The following is a 19,180-nucleotide window of genomic DNA, read 5'->3' as shown; positions in this document are numbered from 1 at the left end:
CCTTTGCTGCCTGTGCCGGCCTCTTCGCGGGCAAGCCCGCTCCTACGGAATCTGCACCGCCTTCAAATACGGCGCTGCACCTGTGGGAGCGGGCTTGCCCGCGAAGAGGCCGGCACACGCCGACTAGATAACCAACCCCTGCGGCGTGCGCCCGGCAAACACATCCACCAGGCTGGCTACCACCATCTCGCCCATGCGCGTGCGTGTCTGTACCGTGGCACTGGCGCGATGCGGTTGCAGGACTACATCTTCGCGCTCGAACAACGCCTCGGGCGCTCGCGGTTCATCGGCAAACACATCCAGCGCCGCGCCACCGATCTCGCCAGCCTGCAGCGCGGCGATCAACGCAGGCTCATCTACCAGCTTGCCGCGTGCGATGTTGATCAGGTACCCCTCGCTGCCCAACGCCTGAAGCACGTCGCGATTGATCAGCGCCTCGCCCTTGTCAGCCGCCGCTGCGAGGATCAGCGCATCGCTGTCCTTGGCCAACTGCAGCAGATCTGCCTCGAACCCGTAGGGCACATCCAGTGCCTGTAGATCGGTGTAGCGGATCGGGCAACCGAAGGCTGCCGCCCGCTGTGCTACCGCCCGCCCGACCCGGCCCATGCCGACGATGCCCACGCGCATGCCCGACACCTGCCGGGCCAGTGGCAGCGGTGCCAGCGGCGTGGTGCTGGTGGCCCAACGGCCGGCGCGAACGAAGCGGTCACCGGTGCAGATCCCCCGGCACAAGCCGATCAGCAGGCCGATGGCAAGATCGGCGACGTCCTCGGTGAGCGCACCGATGGTCGCCGTCACCTGGATGCCGCGATCACGGGCATAGGCCAGGTCTACCGCGTCGGTGCCGACGCCATTGACGGCGATCACTTCGAGGTTGGGCAGGCGCGCCATCAGCGCCTGGCTGATGCCGGTGTGGCCGCCGGTGATCACACCGCGAATATTGCCAGCATGCTGGCTGACGTAGGCCTCCTTGTCGGCCTGTTCGTAGTAGCGGTGTACGGTGAACAGCTGTTCCAGGCGCTCACGGATCTGCGGGATCAGGATAGGGCTCAGTTGCAGGACTTCTGGTTTCATCGGTCACTCCATCATAAACAGGGATCAGCCACGGCCAACGAATGGCATGTTGCTGGCCATCACGGTCATGTTCAGTACGTTGGCGTCGAGCGGCAGCGCTGCTATGTAGCGCACCGCATCGGCCACATGCCGCACGTCGAGCATCGGCTCGGCGGCGATCTCGCCATTGGCCTGGCGCACCCCCCGGGTCATGCGCTCGGACAACTCGGTCAGGGCGTTGCCGATGTCCACCTGGCTGCACGCGATGTGGTAAGGCCGACCATCCAGCGCCAGCGCCTTGGTCAGGCCCAGCACCGCATGCTTGCTGGCGGTGTAAGGTGCGGTGAACGGGCGTGGGGTGTGCGCCGAGATCGAGCCGTTGTTGATGATCCGCCCGCCTTGCGGCTGCTGGCGACGCATAAGGCCGAAGGCGGCGCGGGCGCACAGGAATACACCATCGACGTTGGTGGCGATGACGTTGCGCCAGTTCTCCAACGGCAGCTCGTCGACGGGTACAGCGGGGGCGTTGATGCCGGCATTGTTGAACATCACATCGAGGCGGCCATGCACCTCCTCGATGGTGGCGAACAAGTGCGCGACGCTTTGCTCATCGCGCACGTCAGTGGGAACGGCCAAGGCCTCACCGCCCGCTGCTAGCGCTTGCTCGACGACGGCTTGTAGCGGTTCGGCGCGGCGCCCGGCGAGGACCAGGCTGAAGTTGTCCTCGAGCAGGGCGAGGGCGACGGCACGGCCGATGCCACTGCCAGCACCGGTGACCAGCGCGACTTTCTTGTTTTGGCTCATCGATAGGCTCCAACAGGTTCAGGCGGCGTTGGCGGCATGCCCGGCAGGGCGAGGGCCGACGTGCAGGTGCAGTTCGCCGATACCATCGATGCCGGCGTGAAGGGTGTCGCCCGGGTTCAGCGGTGCCACGCCGGGCGGGCTGCCGGTCATGATCAGGTCGCCCGGGCGCAGCGGCAGTTGGCGAGACAGCCTGCTGATCACTTCAGCCAATGCCCAGGTCTGCTGGCTGAGGTGTGCACGTTGGCGCTCCTGGCCATTGACCTGCAGCCATAGCGACGTATCCAGCGGCCAGTCGCATTCACTGGCAGGGACGATGGCGGTCATCGGTGCCGAAGCCTCGAATACCTTGGCGGCTTCCCACGGCAGGCCCTCGGCCTTGGCCTTGCGCTGATGATCGCGACGGGTCATGTCCAGACCGGCGGCAAAGCCGAACACGTGCTCCAGGGCATGCTCGCGGGCGATGTTGGCGCCGCCTTTGGCGATGGCCGCGACCAGCTCGATTTCATGGCAGAACTCGTCGGTCTGCGGCGGGAAGGGCAGTTCGCCCAGTGCCTCGACCACGTTGCTTGCCGGTTTCATGAAAAACACAGGCTCCTGCGGCGCCGCGCCGTAGGATTCCGGCCACGGGTAGTTGCGGCCGAGGCAGAACACCCGGCCGACCGGGAAGCGCGCATCGCTGCCGCGGATCGGCAGGCTGACGATGGCCGGCGGGTTGAACAGGTAGGTCATGGGTGGATCCTCCGTACTGGAGTGGTCAGCGTATCCAGCGGCTGGCCGACAAAGTTGGACGAAAGCGGGGTTGGGTTGGACTATCCAAGGCACCTGTACCGGCCCTTTCGCGGCTAAAGCCGCTCCTACAGGGATAGCGTCAAACCCAGGGGCAATACCGTCCCCCCGTAGGAGCGGCTTTAGCCGCGAAGAGGCCGGTACCGTCAATACACGCCTTGGCTCAGCCCGCAGCCTTCAGCTCGATGCGATACAGCTTCCCAAGCAGCAGCGAGTAAGACAGTGTGCCCATCAACGCCACCCCACCGATGAACCAGAACGCCATGGCGAACGAGCCACTGGCGTGCACGATCGCGCCGATCACGATCGGTGTGACGATGCCGCCGATGTTCGCCGCCAGGCTGGTAATGCCGCCGGTCAGGCCGATCAGCTCTTTTGGCGCCACTTCCGACACGGCAGCCCACGACGACGAGGCTATGCCCTGGGCAAAGAACGCCAGGGTCAGCACGGCGATGCACAGCACATTGGAGTCGGTGAAGTTCACCAGCACGATCGACATCCCCAGCATCGAGCCCACCACCAGCGGCAGCTTGCGGGCAAACGACAGCGAGTAGCCCTTGCGGATCAGCAGGTCGGAGACGATGCCCGCCAGGAGGATGCCGACCGTGGCACCAATGAACGGCATGACCGCGAAGATGCCGACCTTGATCAGCGTCAGCTGGCGTTCTTCGATCAGGTAAGTGGGGAACCAGGTAAGGAAGAAGTACAGTGCCGAGGTGCTGGCGAACTTGCCCAGGCAGATCGCCCAGACCTGGCGATAGCGGAACAGTTCGGCAACCTGGCGCCAGTCGAAGCGCGTACGTTCCTGGCTGCTCTTCACCAGGCCACCGCCGTTCTCGATGTAGGCCAGTTCTTCCTTGCTTACCTTCTTGCAGTTCAGCGGGTCGCGGTACAGCACCAGCCACACGACGCCGAACAGGATGCCGACCAGACCGGTGCTGTAGAACACGTGGCGCCAGTCATAGGTGGTCGCCAGCCACAGCAGCGCACCGGTGAACAGCGCGGTGCCCAGGTACTGGCCACATACGTAGATGCTGCTGGCCATGCCGCGCTCGCGAGCGGGGAACCATACCGTAACCGCACGGCTGTTGGCCGGGAAGGCCGGGGCCTCCATGGCGCCGACCGCCAGGCGCAGGCCGAACAGTGAGGCGAAGCCGCTGGCCAGGCCCTGGGCCACGGTGACCGCCGACCAGCTGATCAGCGACACGCCATAGGTCAGGCGTGAGCCGAAGCGGTCGGCAATGAAGCCAGCCGGTACCAGGGCCAACGCGTAGGTCCAGGCGAATGCGGAGAAAATCAGGCCCATCTCGACCTTGTCCAGGCCCAGGTCTTTGGCCATGAACGGCGCTGCGATGGAAATGTTCACCCGGTCGACGTAGTTGATGATGGTCGCCACCAGCAGCAGCGACAGCATGAACCAGCGGCGGCGGGTAGGCAGGCGCTGGGCGGGGGCCGCGTCCAGCGTGTACGACGACGCGGCGCGGGGGGTAGGCGTGCTCGACATGAGTCGACCTCGTTTGTTGTTGTTGGTAGAGGTTGGGCTGCAGTCCCTTTTCTAAGGTGGTCGTACAACGCGGTGAATGCAACGGGGTATTTAGACCGTTTTTTTCATTGGAGGCGGGGCAGTGCTGTGCTGTCCAAGAAATTTCTCAGCCAGGGTTTCGCCCGAAATATTGGCTGAATAGCGCATTCTCAGAGGGCTGCGTGGATTTTCGGTTGCGCAGGTTTTTGCATAAGGGGTTAAATTGCAGAGTTTGGACATCGTACAACTTAAAGCGCCCGTATCCCGGAGATTGCCCATGCCCCCCAAGCGCGAGGTTCCGACCTATGTCATGCAGCAGCGCAGCGAGCTGATGGATTTCTACATCCGCGACCAGCGCGGGCGTCCCGCCGAGACCGCGCCGCATCGTCATGAGTACTTCCAGATCCAGGTCAATCTTGGCGGCGACACGGTGCAACACATCGGCAGCGTGCAACGCCCATTCAGACGCAACACCCTGGCCTTCATCCTGCCGCACCGGGTGCATGTAATACCGCATCCGGCGGACAGCGACTTCGTGGTGATCAATTTCTCCCAGACGTTCCTGCTGCCGCACCTGGCCTGCGACCCGATGGACCTGGAGGAAGTGTCGATCCTGCAGGCGCCGGAGCTGTCGCCGTTCCGCTTTCAGGAGCATCTCGACTTCCACCTGAGTGACCCGGACTTTGCCGAGGTACGACAAACCCTCGAGCGCATGCGTGCGCTGGATGCCAACCGCCGTTTCGGCACCCGCGAAATCCTCAAAGGCCTGTTGCTGCAACTGATCGGCCAGGTCTGCGGCCTGTACGCCGAGCCGCTGCGCGAACTGGCCGACAGCAACGCGGCCCAGCTCAGCCGCCGTGCCGCGCTGGGCCGCATGAGCGACTACCTGCGCCGACATATCGACGACCCCGACCTGAACCTGCAGAAAGTCGCCGCCGCCACCTACCTGTCGCCGACCTACCTGACCCACTGGCTGCGCAAGGAAATCGGCAAGACCTTCAGCGAGCTGGTGCTGGAGCGGCGCATGCACGCCGCACGCAACTACCTGCTCAACGGCAGCCGCCCAGTGGGCGAGGTGGCGCGGCTTTGTGGCTTTGCGGACGAGGCCTACTTCTCCCGACGTTTCCGCCAGATTCACGGCCTGCCACCTGGCCAGTTCCGCCGCCAGCAACGCGACCCGGATACGCCGCAGGCGGCAATGCTTTAAGCCTGCCCGCTTCTGCCGTGGGGTGGGTACTACTGGTCCGGTTTCAGAGAGAGGGCGAGCAGGCAGGGAAGTCGGTAGCCCTGCTGTACGTCTTCCCCGCTCACCACCATGCGCTGGTTCTCGGTATCGACTACTATCGAATTCTCGGCGGTATAGAAACCATCCTCCGGCGAAAATGCGCCAAACTGACCGTAGCCGTGAGGGGATACGAAGCGAGTGTCGAGTTGGCCGTCTGATTGGTAGCGCACTGCCAGGTTGAAGTAAAAGAAACCACCGTACCCGATTAGCCCCCCCTCGGTTTCTTCAATATGGGACCACCCGCCGTCGATGCTGAAACGCACTACCTGCCCCTGGTTGAACTCGCGGGCAGGCTCGCCAGCATAGTCCAGCCGGTAGATGGTCGGTTGGCTGCGATCGTCGTCGATCGAGTAGTGCTGGCCGTACAACGTGATGCGTTGGCTGCTGTCTTCTACCGTGAAGCCGCTATTGATGATCCCTTCGTCTGACCAGTGGTGGCCCACCTCGCCGAATTTGTCATCGAGACGCCCCGTCAGCGAGAGACCACTGGTTACTGAATACCAGCTCGAATCACATTTTATGTAAGTACAGATCACGATGCGCTGCACCCCGGCGGTTGGGGAGATGACGGCAATGCCTTCAAGGCTGTGCAGTGAGCCTTCGGGAATCAGATCGCTCAACGCCAGAAGCCCATTTTCACCGAATTTGGGGTCCCTTCCACCATTGCTGTCCAGGGCGACAACCACCGCTTTGAAATCCCCTGCTTCGTATCGAGCCGCGGTCGCCACCAACCCTTCCTGGTGGCAGGCCACTTTGTCCAGCACAAGATCTGCACCGAACAAGGCACGGGTGTCGATATAGCCCTTTCCTTGACCAAAGCCCAGATCGGGTTCGCCTTTTGCAATCAGCTTCCACAAATGAGTGGTACTTTCCCCAAAAAGCTCCACGGTCACCAGCAGATTGCCTGCCATGTCCTCCTCTACTCCGGTGGCGTTCCGGTAGCGATCCGTGGTCAGCGTGTTGAAATTGACCATGCCGCTACCATTGAACGTGGTGTCAAGCTTTCCATGTGCGTCCAGGCAGGCAATGAAAACACTGTGTAGCCCATCGGGATCGGTTTGATGCCCAGTCACATAGAACCGGGCCGGACGCACTTTGCTCCTCAGCACGCTGGTCGTCGACCCCATGTTGCCGCGGCCGCTTTGGGTGAAGTGGCCATGGCCTTTGTGGCCATAACTGAGGTCGATGGGGGCCACGGGTAGCTGCTGAAGAGCCTTGGGGGTGAAGTGGTCATGGCCTTTGTGGCCATAACTGAGATCGATGGGGGCCACGGGTAGCTGCTGAAGAGCCTGGGGAGAGGGCGGCACTGGTTGGGTAGAAGGGAAGTGCTTCTTGGTTCGAATCATGGCGTTGAGCTCCATTCACACTAAAACCGCTGAACGCCTATTGAGCGATGCTTGGCCAGGATCGGCTACTGGCAGAAGTGACAGGTGCGTCAACGGCCTGGACATGCATGCATAGGTGTGAGCATGGGGCGGCAGACCTGGATACGCCGCAGGTAGCGATGCGGTAAGCTTGCTGCCATGAACCTCGACACCCGCATCAAATACCGCCACCTGCTGTGCTTCCTGGAGATTGCCCGGCAGGGCAGCCTGGCCAGGGCGGCCGATATCCTGTCGATCAGCCAGCCGGCGATTTCCAAGACCCTCAAGGAGCTTGAGGACCTGCTCGAGGCGCGCCTGTTCGAGCGCAGCCGCCAGGGTGTCGAGCTGACCCCGGCCGGCACCCGCTTCATGCGTTACGCCGGGCCCAGTGTGCAGGCGCTGCGCGATGGCGTCAGCAGCCTGCGCGGTGAAGCGCGGGCGCCGTCGCAGGTGCGCATTGGCGTGCTGTCCACGGTCGAAGGCCTGCTCATGCCCGAGGTGCTGTGCCGCCTGCATCAGCGCCATGAAGCGCTGGTGATCAGCGTGGTCACCGGGGTCAGCGCGCAGTTGCTTGGCCAACTTCACCTGGGGGAGCTGGAACTGGTGGTTGGGCGCATGACCGACAGCCCACAGATCCAGGGCCTGTCGTTCGAGCACCTGTACAGCGAGTCGATGAGCCTGGTGGTGCGCCCGGGTCACCCGCTGCTGGCCAGCACGCCCGTGGAGCGAGGACAGGTGGGGCGTTACCCGCTTGTGCTGCCGCCGGCCGGCACCACCATCCGCCAGCATGCCGACAGCCTGTTTGTGCAATGCGGCATCCAGATGCCGGCCCAGCGCCTGGAAACCCTGTCGCTGGCCCTGAGCCGGCGCTACCTGCTGGGCAGCGATGGCCTGTGGGTGGCGCCGCGTGATGCCGTGCTGCTCGACCTGCGCCGTGGCGAACTGGTCGAGCTTGACCTGGGTGTGCGTGAGCCGGGAGGGTCGGTGGGGATTTGCCGCAATGCCGCCTTGCCGTTGAGTTTGCCGGGGCAGTGGGTGGGTGAGGTGCTGCGGGAGGTGGCAGGGGAATATCGAGAGGGTCGGTATCCCTGAGGTTCCGGGGGGCTGCCTGGCCTGATGTTTCCCTCCTCAGAACCCGCAGAAATAAAAGGCCACAAAAAATCGGCAAACCATGCACAAAGGGTCAATACTGGCCAATGGCTGTAAAGCTTCGATGAAGAAGCTTTTAATGACTGAACTTCCTTACGAAAACCCGCTCCTATGCCGGTAGCCATTGGTCATGGCCGCCTGATAAGCTCGCGGCTTTACCCTGATTGCCCTCATGGCGCATGAACAAGGAAATAGCATGAAACAGCATCGTTTGGCGGCTGCGGTTGCCCTGGTAGGCCTGGTACTGGCTGGCTGCGATCAACAAGCCAGCAGCCCCGAGCTGAAGACTCCGGCGCAGAAAGCCTCCTACGGTATCGGCCTGAACATGGGCAAGAGCCTGGCTCAGGAAGGCATGGAAGACCTTGATTCGAAAGCAGTCGCCCTCGGCATCGAAGACGCCGTTAGCAAGAAAGAACAACGCATCAAGGACGAAGAGCTGGTAGAGGCCTTCACCGCATTGCAGAAACGCGCCGAGGAGCGCCTGGCCAAGGCCAGCGAAGAAGCCGCCTCCGCCGGCAAGAAATTCCTCGAAGAAAACGCCAAGAAGCCAGGCGTGGTTACCACTGCCTCGGGCCTGCAGTACGAAGTGGTCAAGAAGGCCGACGGCCCGCAGCCCAAACCGACTGACGTGGTCACTGTCCACTACGAAGGCAAGCTGATCGATGGCAAGGTCTTCGACAGCTCCGTCGAGCGTGGCAGCCCGATCGACCTGCCGGTCAGCGGTGTGATCCCAGGTTGGGTCGAAGGTTTGCAGCTGATGCACGTCGGCGAGAAGTACAAGTTGTTCATCCCGGCTGAACTGGCCTATGGCGCACAAAGCCCAAGCCCGCTGATCCCGGCCAACTCGGTACTGGTGTTCGATCTGGAACTGATCGCCATCAAGGACCCGGCCCAGTTGCAAGGTGCCGAGCCGCAGGCCGAAGCCCCTGAAGAAGCACCTGCCAAGTAACATTGGCTGGTTGTCGGAAACGCCCCACATTGTTGGGGCGTTTTCGTTTGTGCCGATTGGACGAACCTGCAACAGCTGATACTGTCCGAGGAAATGCAGCGTGAAGAAGTAGGATGTTTCTGACGCAAATCGTTTGCGCCGCAGGTAGTCATGGCGTGAAACGACTGTGTAAAAAACGCCCGATCTGACCGGGCCCCTTGCCTGGCAGGCACCTGGGGGCGGAAACGTCGCCCTGTTCACAAGGTTATCCACACTAAATGTGGATAACCTTTTCCTCTCGGAGGCTCCATGAGCGCACCCTGGAATTTTGCCCGTTTCCTGCCATTGGCCGAGCGCCTGCTCAGCCGCGGTCGTTTGCCGGCCTTGTTGTTCGCGGTGGCGCGCAAAGGCCCGCGCCTCGGCCAACTGCGTGAAGATGTGAAGCTGCTGCAGTCGCTGTGCCTGGCCTGGTGGAGGGGGGAGTACCGCGCCATCAGCCCCAAGGCACTGGTCACTGTCGTGGCGGGCCTGCTGTATTTCGTCAGCCCCATCGATGCCATCCCGGACTGGTTGCTGGGGGTGGGTTTCCTCGATGACATCGCGGTGCTGGGCTGGGTACTGAAAACCGTGGCCGACGAGTTGGCGCGCTTCAAGGCCTGGCGCGATAGCCAGGCACCCGAACGGCTGCGCGTGGTCGAGCGCCTGCCGGCTACCCCGGAAGCGCTGCGGCTGGAGCGCAACAAGTAATGAAACCGGCCTGAATCTCACCTCAACTGCACAGACCTCGGAGTTGGTAATATAATTGGCATAAGGGTTATGCCTACGGATTACATGCTGTAATCCTTTTTAAAGGGGTTTGTAATGGGTATTCAGGTCATCAGCCGGGACGGTCAACCCGAGTACGCCGTAGTTCCCTGGGAGCAATACCAGGCGTTGCTCAGCGCTGCAGGGCAGGCACCAGCCGAGGCGGTTTCCAGTGAGGCGCAGGGCGTTGCTGCCAGTGCCCCTCTGCCAGCCTTCAGCGAAGTCGCCCAGATTCGCCAGGCCAAGGGCATTGCCCCGGAGCAACTGGCGCGCAATGTCGGGGTGAGCCCGGCGTATCTGGCCATGATCGAATCGGGTGAACGCCAGCCAGATGCTGCCATCCGCCGCGCCCTGGCCTGGCATCTGGGGGTGGCTGGCTGGAGCGAGCCATCATGAGCCAGGTCAGGATCAGCCGTCAGCACTGGGATAACCTGCTGGGCGAGCTTGACCTGGCCCGTCGTCAACGTCACTTGCTGACATACCGAGCGCTGATCGAGCGCTTGCAGCTCCCCAGCCCGGCCATGCAGACGCTGACTGCCGCGCTGGAATACCTGGCGGTGCTGGATGCCCGTGCCGAGCAGCCATTGCGCAGTTCGCTGGTGATCAGCCAAGGCGCCAGCCGGTTGCCGCGTACTGGCTTCTTTGAGTGCGTCGAGCGCCTGGGGCGGTTTACCGGGCCGGTCGATGGCATGGAGGCCGCCTCGTGGCATGCCTCTGAGGTGGTTCGGGTGTTCGAGTACAGCTATCCCGAAACGGCCTGAAGCGTTGCCCATTCCAGCCTATTCGTTATAGGTGGTGACCCTGAGCGAAAGGGCAGGGCCTGCTGGCCAATTTCCACCCGTCGTTCTCCGTTGCCGCCGCCACCGTATTCGCGGGTAAACCCGCTCCTACGCCTGATTGGTGATTGGGCACAGGCCCCCGTAGGAGCGGGTTCACCCGCGAATAGGCCGGCACAGGCAGCGCATCCCTGTGAATCAACCCGCACCCCCTGCCATCGGCATCCACCACTTCCAATGCCTCCAGGTGCTGGTATCGGCCAAACAGCTCCAGCAGCTGCCCGATCGTGGCATTCAAGTGCACTGTCGGTTGTTCAGCCAGTGGCACCTGCGTCAACGCTGGTAAAAGCCCGCTGTCGCGCACCCCCATCTCCTGTGGCCGCCCTAGCAAATAGCCCTGCACCAGGTCCACGCCCATCTCCACCAGCACCGCCAGCTCTTCCGCCAGCTCGATGCCCTCGGCAATCACCTGTGCCTTCGATGCGCGGGCGATCTGCAAGATAGAGCCAACAAACTCGCGCTTGAGCGGGTCACGGTGGATGCCGTCAATGAAGTGCCGGTCGATCTTCACGTACTCGGGGCGCAGCTCCGACCACAGGCGCAGGCTGGAATAGCCCGCGCCCAGGTCGTCGATGGCAATCGAGAAGCCCATGTCGCGATAGTGGTGCAGGGCATTGGACAGCAGCTGGAAGTCGTCGGTGGGCGTGTGCTCGGTCAACTCGATCACCACCCGGCTGGGCGGCAGGCCAACCTGTTCGAGCAGTTTCAGGGTCAGGCCGGAGGGGTAGTGCGGCTCCAGCAGCGATTCAGGTGAGATGTTGAGAAACAGTTTGCCCTGCAGTTGCTGCTCGCTGAAGCGTCGGCAGGCGCTTTCTCGGCAAGCAGCTTCCAACTCGGTCAGGCGGCCGGCCTGGCGGGCGATGGTGAACAGGTTGAGCGGCGCATGCAGCGGGCTATTGGATGGGCCACGGCTCAGCGCCTCATGGCCGAATACCCTATGTTCACTCAGGCACATGATTGGCTGGAACAGACTGTGAATACTGCGCTGAGCCAGGATGGCACTCAAGGCACTGAGCTGTTCGGCAACGGTCATGATGGATTCCTGAAAAGTAAGGGCCGGGCATCTGCATGCCCGGCCCTCATATTTCACGACAGCACGATGACTGTTTGATGACAGATCACATTATTCTGCCATCATTGCTGAGGTGCCTTACTTTTTGGCCACCTTGGTGCTGGCACTGAGGTAGTCGATCAGGATGCGACCGGTTTCCGCGAGGTAAGCATCGTCTTCCGGCTTGGTATTTTCATCCTCGACCGGCAGAGCGTCTTCGTCCTCTTTCTTCAGCTCTTTCAGCGGTTCTTCACCCTTGGCCTTGCGGCGGGTGTTTTCCAGCGCCAGTTGCTTGCTCTCGATGCTGTCGTGGCGTGCGCGGCGTTCCTGCTCGTTGAGGCTGACGGTTTTCTCGTTCATCAGCTTCTGGGTCAGGGCCAGGCGGTCGCGGATGTAGGTGAACTCGGCATCCTTGTCGCTGCGCGCCTCATGTTGCGCCTTGAGCTGGGCCAGGAACGGCCTGAACGGATCGGCCGCAGGCTTGACCACCGGGCGGATGGTGTCCCACGGCATGGCCTCTGGCAGGGCGCTCTCGCCGATTTCCTTGGTGTCGATGATCGAGGGGTAGTCGATGTCCGGCAGTACCCCCTGATGCTGGGTACTCTGCCCGGAAACCCGGTAGAACTTGGCCAGGGTCAGCTTCAGCTCGCCATGGTTGAGCGGCTGGATGGTCTGCACGGTGCCTTTGCCGAAGGTCTGGCCACCGATGATCAGCGCGCGGTGGTAGTCCTGCATGGCACCGGCGAAGATCTCCGATGCCGAGGCCGACAGGCGGTTGACCAGCAGTGCCAGCGGGCCCTTGTAGAAGGCCCCCGGGTTTTCGTCTTCCAGCACGTCGACACGGCCATCGCTGTTGCGCACCAGCACGGTCGGGCCTTTCTCGATGAACAGGCTGGTCAGCTCGGTGGCTTCCTGCAGCGAGCCGCCGCCGTTGTTGCGCAGGTCGATGACCACGCCGTCGACTTTCTCTTTCTGCAGTTCGGTGAGCAGCTTCTTCACGTCACGCGTGGTGCTCTTGTACTCGGGGTCGCCAGCGCGGTAGGCCTTGAAGTCCAGGTAGAAGGCCGGGATCTCGATGATGCCCAGCTTGTAGTCACGCCCGTCCTGCTTGAGCTTGAGCACCGACTTCTTCGCCGCCTGTTCTTCAAGCTTCACCGCTTCACGGGTGATCGACACAATCTTGCTGGTCTGGTCGCTAGGCGCATTGCTGGCCGGGATGATTTCCAGGCGCACCACCGAGCCTTTCGGGCCACGGATCAGCTTGACCACTTCATCCAGGCGCCAGCCCACCACGTCGACCATTTCCTTGTTGCCCTGGGCCACGCCGATGATCTTGTCAGCCGGGGCCACCTGCTTGGTCTTGGCTGCCGGGCCCGCTGGCACCAGGCGCACGATCTTGACCTGGTCGTTGTCGCTTTGCAGCACTGCACCAATGCCTTCGAGCGACAGGCTCATGTTGATGTCGAAGTTTTCGGCGTTGTCCGGCGACAGGTAGTTGGTGTGTGGGTCGTAGGACTGGGCAAAGGTGTTGATGTAGGCCTGGAAGATGTCCTCGGCACGGGTCTGGTCCAGGCGCGTGAGCTGGTTCTTGTAGCGCTTGATCAGGGTTTCCTGGATCTGCTTGGGTTCCTTGCCGGCGATCTTCTGGCGCAGCACTTCGTCTTTGACGCGTTTGCGCCACAAGTCGTCGAGCTCGGCCTGGTTCTTCATCCACGGCGCGTCCTTGCGGTCGATCAGCAAGGTTTCCTTGGTGGTGAAGTCAATCTTGTCCACACCCTTGTTCAGCTCGGCCAGGGCGAAGTCCAGGCGTTGCTTGACGCGGTCGAGGTAGCGCTTGTAGATGGTGAAGCCCGGGTCCAGGTTGCCGCTCTTGAGGAAATCGTCGAATTGCGTTTTCCATTTATCGAATTCGGCAATGTCGGCAGCGGTGAAGTAGCTGCGCGCCGGGTCCAGCAGCTTGATGTAGCTGTCGTAGATAATGACCGAACGGGCATCGTCCAGGGGCGGCTTGCTGTAGTGGTGGCGCTTGAGCAATTCCACCACGTTGAGGCTGGCGACGATCTCGTCGCGGTCGGGCTGCAGGCTGTCCCACTTGTTGGCGGCCGCCGCATTGCCGCCGAGCGTGAGGCTGCCCAGGCCGATCATCACAGCCAGTGCGGTGCTTGGAAGGAAATGCTTCATGCTGATTCGACGTGGAGGCAATTGATCACGCATAGTAGGCCGTCTTTTCCGTTGCCGGTTCCATGGAGCCGGGCAAATACTGCAAAAGGCCTGAGGTAAGCGACCTCAGGCCCAGTCATGATTCAACTATGGAGGCACTGTGAAGGCATTGCAAGGCGTTGACGGACATGTGGAGTGGGTCGAGGCCGAACGCCCGACCTGTGACGCGGGCCAAGTGCGCATTCGCGTGGCCGCTGCGGGGCTGAACCGCGCCGACCTGCTGCAGATGAAAGGTTTGTACCCGCCACCACCAGGTGCCAGCCCATACATGGGGCTGGAGTGTTCCGGGGTGGTTGAAGAGGTGGGGGCTGGTGCCGCCTGGCGCGTGGGTGACCGCGTTTGCGCCCTGCTGGCCAGCGGCGCCATGGCCGAGGAAGTGGTGGTCGATGCCCGTCACGTATTGCCGGTACCCGAAGGCCTTGGCCTGCATGAGGCGGCAGCGTTGCCGGAGGTGTATGCCACCGCCTGGCTGAACATCTTCCAGCTCGGTGCAGTGAAGGCTGGCGAGAAGGTGCTGGTGCACGCCGGCGCCAGTGGCGTTGGCTCGGCCGCCATCCAGCTGTGCAAGGCGTTCGGCAGCCCGGTATGGGTCAGCGTCGGTTCGCAGGACCGCCTGGCCTACTGCCAGGCGCTGGGCGCTGCGGGTGGTGTGGTACGTAACGAGAACCTGGACGCGCTGGAAGGTTTTGGCCCGTTCGATGTGATTCTCGACCCGGTGGGCGCCAGCTACGGTGAGCTGAACCTCAAGCTGCTGGCCCGTGACGGGCGCTGGGTGATCATCGGCCTGATGGGCGGACGCAAGTTCGAGCTGGACCTGGCCCAAGTGCTGGGCAAGCGTCTGGAAATTACCGGTTCCACCCTGCGCAACCGTGATGACGGCTTCAAGGCCGAGCTGTTGCGCGAACTGCAGCAGCAAGTATGGCCGCTGTTCGCCGAGGGGCGGTTGTCGCCGCAGCTGGTCGACACCTATCCGGTGGAGTTTGCCCAGGCGGCGTATGCCGAGCTGGAGACCAACCAGGTGTCGGGCAAGCTGGTGATGGTGATCGACCCTAGCCTGGTGTAAGCGGGGCTGGCCCCTTCGCGGGTAAACCCGCTCCTACATCGCACAGTGTTCAAATTGTGGCGATGTAGGAGCGGGTTTACCCGCGAAGGGGCCGGCACAGCCCATAAATACCTTCAGCTCCAGCTCAGAATCGGCCACCCATTGATCTCGGCATGCTCGCGCAACACCGCATCCGGGTTCACCACATGCGGGTGATCCACTTTCAACAACAACGGCAAGTCATTCCTCGAATCGGAATAGAAACTCGCGCCCTCCAGGTTCTCCTGCTCCTGATCCAGCCAATCCAGCAACCGGGTGATCTTGCCCTCACGATAGGTCAGCACCCCGTGGGTCTTGCCGGTGTACACCCCGTTCACAGCCTCCAGCTCGATGGCCAGGTATTCTTCCACGCCCAGTCTCGCGGCAATCGGCCCGACCAGGTGCGTACCCGAAGCGGAAATGATCAGAATGCGATCCCCACGCTTGCGGTGCTCGGCAATGCAGCGGCAGGCGTCACCGTAAATGATCGGTTCGATCACTTCTTCGACCCACGGTGCCACCAGGTGCTCGACTTCTTCCAGGGTACGCCCGGCAATCGGCTCCAGGCTGAAGGCCATGTAGTCCTCCATCTGCAGGTGGCCCCTGCCATAGGCTTCCATCAGTTCATGGTCGCGGCGCAGGAAATCCTTGCCGTCGACCCAGCCCAGCCGGGCCATCTGCTCGCTCCACAGTGATGCGCAGTCGCCGTGGATCAGGGTTTCGTCCAGATCGAAAATTGCCAGTGCCATTGTGTTGAGTCTCCTTAAGCCACTTCCCGCAGCGCAGTGGGGTCGATCGACACGCTTACCCGTTTTCCGTCCGCGTGCAAGTCGGCGGGCGAGCGGTTGAGCACATCGACCACCAGCTCCACTTCGCGTACCCGTACCCGGTAGCGGATCACGTTGCCCAGCAGGCTGTGGCTGCGCACCTCGGCGTCCAGCTCGCCGTGCTCGCCAAGGGTGATCGACTCCGGGCGGATCGCCAGGCGGCTGGCCACCGGGCGCTGCAGCAGGCGGCTGGCGCTGTCGGCGTCGAGCAGGTTGTAGTTGCCGATGAAACCGGCGGCAAACAGGTCCACGGGGGCGGTGTAGAGGGTTTCGGCATCGCCGCTCTGGACGATGCGCCCCTGGTTCATCAGGAAGATGCGGTCGGACATGGTCAGCGCTTCCTCCTGATCGTGAGTGACGAAGATGGTGGTCAGCCCCAGTTCGCGCTGGATGGCACGAATCTGCTCGCGCAGGTGCTTGCGGATACGCGCATCCAGCGCCGACAACGGTTCGTCGAGCAGCAGCAGGCGCGGGCGGGTGACCAGTGAGCGTGCCAGGGCCACGCGCTGGCACTGGCCGCCGGAAAGCTGGTGCGGGTAGCGCCCGGCGAACTTGCCCAGCTCCACCAGCTCCAGTACCTCGCGTACCCGCAGCTGGCTTTCGTCGGCCTTGACCTTCTGCATGCGCAGGCCGAAGGCGACATTCTGCTCCACGGTCATGTTAGGGAACAGCGCGTAGCTCTGGAACACCATGCCGATGCCACGCTTTTGCGGGCTTAGCGGCACGATGTCGTGGCCGTCGAGCAGTATCTGCCCGCTGTCCACCGAGGTCAGCCCGGCAATGCAGCGCAGCAGGGTGGACTTGCCGCAGCCGGACGGGCCGAGCAGGGTGACGAATTCGCCGCGTTCGATGTGGCAGTCGATGCGCTCGAACACCGGGCTGCCGGCGTAGCTTTTCTGCAGTTTCTGTACGCTGACGAAGCTCATGTCAGGTCTTGTCCTTGTTCAGGCGGTTGGCGACCCAGGTCAGTACCAGCACGAAGGCGAAGTAGGAGATGACCAGCGCGCTGTTGAAGTGGCCGCTGCTGTTGCGCATGTTGTTCAGGTACACCTGCAGGGTCTCGTAGCGGGTGCCGACCAGCAGGTTGGCAAACACGAATTCGCCGAACAGGAACGAGAACGACAGCAGCACTGCCACCATCAGGCCCTGGCGCAGGTTCGGCAGCACCACCAGCAGTGCGGCCTGCCAGGTGCTGGCGCCGAGCAGCTGCGCGGCGTCCATCAGGTCGCGCAGGTTGATGGCCTGCAGGTTGTTGGTGATGGCCCTGTACATGAACGGCAGGGCGATGGTGAAGTAGCAGCCGATCAGGATCCACGGTGTGCCGACCATGGCCATCGGCCCGCTGCCATACAGCTGCAGCAGCCCCACCGACGACACCACCGGCGGGACCGCGAATGGCAGCAGGATGAGGATGTTCATCAGCGCGTCGAGCCGCGGGAAGTGGTAATGCACCACGAACAGCAGTGGCAAGATCAGCACCACCGACAGCAGCAGCGCGCCTACGCACACCAGCAGCGACTGGCCGAAGGCCGCGAGGAAGCGCGGCTCGCTCCACAGCGCCGCATACCACTTCAGGGTCAGGCCACTGGGCAGCAGGCTCGCCGACCAGCTGGTGGCCAGCGAGTAGAGGAGGGTGCCGGCCAGGGGCAGCAGCAGGATCAGGAACAGCAGGTAGACCACGAGGCGGTGGTACCAGCCGCCGGAACGGATGTCAGCGCGCATGGTAGCTCCTTTTCAGCAGCCATTGATGTACCACCGTGACCAGCGTCATCAGCCCCACCAGCACCATCGCCAGGGCGCTGGCCAGGTTCGGATCAAGGCTGATGTCACCCGCCACCAGGCCGGCGATGCGGATCGGCAGTACGTTGAAGTTGCCGGTGGTCAGGGCGTACACGGTGGCGTAGGCGCCCAGGGCGTTGGCCAGCAGGATGACGAAGGTGCCCAGCAGTGCCGGGGCCAGCACCGGCAGGCCGATGTGTCGCCAGAACTGCCAGTGGTTGGCGCCCAGCAGTGCGGCTGACTCGCGCCAGTCTTCGCGCAGGGCGTCGAAGGCGGGGTACAGCAGCAAGACGCCCAGCGGGATCTGGAAGTAGGTGTACACCAGGATCAAGCCGCTTTTGGAATAGATACTGAAGTCCTCCAGTAGGCCGACCTGCTTCAGCAGCAGCGTCAGCGCGCCGTTGAAGCCAAGCAGGATGATGAAGGCAAAGGCCAGCGGTACGCCGGCAAAGTTGCTGGTCATGTTGGCGAAGGCGCTGACGAAGTCGCGCAGCTTCGAGTCCACCTGGCGCAGTGAATAGGCGCCGAGGGTAGCGATGACGATGCCGAACACGCTCGACCAGAAGCTGATTTCCAGGCTGCGTTGCAACGCCTGCCGGTAGAACTTGGAGGCGAACACCTTGCTGAAGTTGTCGATGCCCCAGCCGGCCTCCGATTGCAGGCTGTTGATCGCCACCCAGGCCAGCGGGGCGACCTGGAAAATGACGAAGAACACGGCGAACGGCAGCAGGCAGAGCAGGGCCAGGTAGCGGCCACGTATGCCGCCATTCACTTCAGCAGCTCCCGGCAAACCGTCTTGTCGTGCGCGGCACCCAGCAGCTCGCAGATGGTACCGCACAGTTCGGTTTGCAGCGGTTTGGCGGCCGGGTCCAGGCTGAAAGCGTCGCCGAAGACGAACAGCGGCACTTCACGTTCTTCCGCCAGCAGGCCGTTGTGCGAGCGGTCGTTGTTCATGCCGTGGTCGGCGGTGACCAATACCTGGTAGCCCTCTTCGAGCCAGCCGGGCAGGTAGTCGGCCAGCAGGATGTCGACGCTGCGCGCAGCGTTGCGATACTGGCTGCTGTCCAGGCCGTGGCGGTGACCCACGTCGTCAACGCTCATCGGGTGCACCAGCAGAAAGTTGGGGGCGTGACGGCGGCGCAGGTACTCGCCATCGGCCAGAAGGTGCGAATCGGGGTAACGGTCGTCCCAGTAGAACAGCCCGTGCTGGATCGGCAGCTTCGGCGCGTGGGTGTGGCGGTCACGCTGCGGGTCGAAGGGCGAGCGGTTGTACAGCTCGCTCATCCAGTGATAAGCCGCCGCTGCGGTGCCCAGGTTGGCCTCGCGGGCGTAGTGAAACACGCTGCGTTGGTTGGACAGGCGGTTGATGTTGTTGTGCACGATGCCGCTGTCGATCGGTGGCACGCCGGTGAGGATGCATTCGTACAGCGGCCGCGACAGCGATGGCAGCTCGCATTCCACGCGGTACAGCGCGGCGCGATCTGCTTCGACGTAGGCGTGCAGGTGGCCCATCGCATGGTGGGCGACCTGGTAGTTGAGGCCGTCAAGCAGGACCAGGATGACGTTGTGTTGCATGTTTTCTCCAGTCATGAGCCGCGTTGGCACCTTCGCGGGTAAACCCGCTCCTACAGGTATCGTGTATCCCTGTGTAGGAGCGGGTTTACCCGCGAAAGGGCCGGATCAGGTGCTAC

19 protein-coding genes are annotated in these 19,180 nt (G+C 62.7%); 7 read left to right on the top strand and 12 right to left on the bottom strand.

Annotated features, from left to right (window positions below):
* Nucleotides 1-123: 123 nt before the first annotated feature.
* From ACF8O8_RS22715 to ACF8O8_RS22700, 4 genes are all read right to left on the bottom strand, one after another.
* On the bottom strand, nt 124-1,074 hold the full coding sequence (locus ACF8O8_RS22715) for a 2-hydroxyacid dehydrogenase (protein WP_010952758.1): 951 nt from the start codon (nt 1,072-1,074) through the stop codon (nt 124-126).
* Between the two features lie 24 nt (nt 1,075-1,098).
* Entirely contained in the window at nt 1,099-1,857 is a 759-nt protein-coding gene (locus tag ACF8O8_RS22710; RefSeq protein ID WP_392510520.1) for an SDR family oxidoreductase, read from the bottom strand.
* An 18-nt stretch (nt 1,858-1,875) separates the two neighbouring features.
* Entirely contained in the window at nt 1,876-2,586 is a 711-nt protein-coding gene (locus ACF8O8_RS22705) for a fumarylacetoacetate hydrolase family protein (RefSeq protein ID WP_392510519.1), read from the bottom strand.
* A 220-nt stretch (nt 2,587-2,806) separates the two neighbouring features.
* The gene (locus tag ACF8O8_RS22700; RefSeq protein WP_392510518.1) at nt 2,807-4,147 is read right to left on the bottom strand and encodes an MFS transporter; all 1,341 of its coding nucleotides are present in this window, start codon (nt 4,145-4,147) and stop codon (nt 2,807-2,809) included.
* A gap of 295 nt (nt 4,148-4,442) precedes the next feature.
* Here ACF8O8_RS22700 and ACF8O8_RS22695 point away from each other — a divergent pair, with 295 nt between their 5' ends.
* A complete protein-coding gene (locus ACF8O8_RS22695) occupies nt 4,443-5,372 on the top strand; it encodes an AraC family transcriptional regulator (RefSeq protein ID WP_010952762.1) in 930 nt (309 codons plus the stop codon).
* 29 nt (nt 5,373-5,401) lie between these two features.
* Here ACF8O8_RS22695 and ACF8O8_RS22690 read toward each other — a convergent pair whose 3' ends face one another.
* Complete coding sequence (locus ACF8O8_RS22690) at nt 5,402-6,796, bottom strand: hypothetical protein (protein ID WP_392510517.1); 1,395 nt, start codon at nt 6,794-6,796, stop codon at nt 5,402-5,404.
* Between the two features lie 177 nt (nt 6,797-6,973).
* Between ACF8O8_RS22690 and pcaQ the strand changes: the two genes are divergently transcribed.
* The 5 genes from pcaQ (at nt 6,974) to ACF8O8_RS22665 (ending at nt 10,456) form a co-directional block, all read left to right on the top strand.
* Complete coding sequence (gene pcaQ, locus ACF8O8_RS22685; protein ID WP_010952764.1) at nt 6,974-7,906, top strand: pca operon transcription factor PcaQ; 933 nt, start codon at nt 6,974-6,976, stop codon at nt 7,904-7,906.
* Nucleotides 7,907-8,159: 253 nt separating this feature from the next.
* The gene (locus ACF8O8_RS22680) at nt 8,160-8,912 is read left to right on the top strand and encodes an FKBP-type peptidyl-prolyl cis-trans isomerase (protein WP_010952765.1); all 753 of its coding nucleotides are present in this window, start codon (nt 8,160-8,162) and stop codon (nt 8,910-8,912) included.
* A 288-nt stretch (nt 8,913-9,200) separates the two neighbouring features.
* The gene (locus tag ACF8O8_RS22675; protein WP_010952766.1) at nt 9,201-9,638 is read left to right on the top strand and encodes a YkvA family protein; all 438 of its coding nucleotides are present in this window, start codon (nt 9,201-9,203) and stop codon (nt 9,636-9,638) included.
* A gap of 114 nt (nt 9,639-9,752) precedes the next feature.
* On the top strand, nt 9,753-10,091 hold the full coding sequence (locus tag ACF8O8_RS22670; protein ID WP_004577645.1) for a helix-turn-helix transcriptional regulator: 339 nt from the start codon (nt 9,753-9,755) through the stop codon (nt 10,089-10,091).
* Complete coding sequence (locus tag ACF8O8_RS22665; RefSeq protein ID WP_003252539.1) at nt 10,088-10,456, top strand: hypothetical protein; 369 nt, start codon at nt 10,088-10,090, stop codon at nt 10,454-10,456. The genes ACF8O8_RS22670 and ACF8O8_RS22665 overlap by 4 nt, the downstream gene beginning before the upstream one ends.
* Nucleotides 10,457-10,481: 25 nt before the next feature.
* Here the strand turns inward: ACF8O8_RS22665 and ACF8O8_RS22660 are convergent, their stop codons facing one another.
* Both ACF8O8_RS22660 and ACF8O8_RS22655 read right to left on the bottom strand, forming a co-directional pair.
* A complete protein-coding gene (locus ACF8O8_RS22660; RefSeq protein ID WP_392510516.1) occupies nt 10,482-11,564 on the bottom strand; it encodes an EAL domain-containing protein in 1,083 nt (360 codons plus the stop codon).
* Nucleotides 11,565-11,681: 117 nt separating this feature from the next.
* The gene (locus tag ACF8O8_RS22655; RefSeq protein WP_164721827.1) at nt 11,682-13,763 is read right to left on the bottom strand and encodes a carboxy terminal-processing peptidase; all 2,082 of its coding nucleotides are present in this window, start codon (nt 13,761-13,763) and stop codon (nt 11,682-11,684) included.
* 139 nt (nt 13,764-13,902) lie between these two features.
* Here ACF8O8_RS22655 and ACF8O8_RS22650 point away from each other — a divergent pair, with 139 nt between their 5' ends.
* Nucleotides 13,903-14,865: an NAD(P)H-quinone oxidoreductase gene (locus ACF8O8_RS22650; protein WP_010952769.1), complete on the top strand. Its 963-nt coding sequence runs from the start codon at nt 13,903-13,905 to the stop codon at nt 14,863-14,865.
* Between the two features lie 113 nt (nt 14,866-14,978).
* Here ACF8O8_RS22650 and ACF8O8_RS22645 read toward each other — a convergent pair whose 3' ends face one another.
* From ACF8O8_RS22645 to ACF8O8_RS22625, 5 genes are read right to left on the bottom strand one after another with little or no spacing between them, the layout of a single operon-like run.
* Nucleotides 14,979-15,632 carry an HAD family hydrolase gene (locus ACF8O8_RS22645; RefSeq protein WP_392510515.1) on the bottom strand — a complete coding sequence of 218 codons (654 nt, stop codon included), beginning with the start codon at nt 15,630-15,632 and terminating at the stop codon, nt 14,979-14,981.
* A 14-nt stretch (nt 15,633-15,646) separates the two neighbouring features.
* The gene (locus ACF8O8_RS22640; RefSeq protein WP_010952771.1) at nt 15,647-16,636 is read right to left on the bottom strand and encodes an ABC transporter ATP-binding protein; all 990 of its coding nucleotides are present in this window, start codon (nt 16,634-16,636) and stop codon (nt 15,647-15,649) included.
* A 1-nt stretch (nt 16,637) separates the two neighbouring features.
* Nucleotides 16,638-17,432, bottom strand: coding sequence for an ABC transporter permease (locus ACF8O8_RS22635; RefSeq protein WP_003252553.1), 795 nt, complete (start codon nt 17,430-17,432; stop codon nt 16,638-16,640).
* Complete coding sequence (locus tag ACF8O8_RS22630) at nt 17,422-18,261, bottom strand: ABC transporter permease subunit (protein ID WP_010952772.1); 840 nt, start codon at nt 18,259-18,261, stop codon at nt 17,422-17,424. Before ACF8O8_RS22630 ends, ACF8O8_RS22635 begins: the two co-directional genes overlap by 11 nt.
* A complete protein-coding gene (locus ACF8O8_RS22625; protein ID WP_003252558.1) occupies nt 18,258-19,064 on the bottom strand; it encodes an alkaline phosphatase family protein in 807 nt (268 codons plus the stop codon). Before ACF8O8_RS22625 ends, ACF8O8_RS22630 begins: the two co-directional genes overlap by 4 nt.
* Nucleotides 19,065-19,180: the final 116 nt, after the last annotated feature.

The organism is Pseudomonas sp. TYF_14, assembly GCF_043105275.1.
Taxonomy (GTDB): Bacteria; Pseudomonadota; Gammaproteobacteria; order Pseudomonadales; family Pseudomonadaceae; genus Aquipseudomonas; species Aquipseudomonas alloputida.
This window is presented reverse-complemented; position numbering and strand designations above follow the sequence as displayed.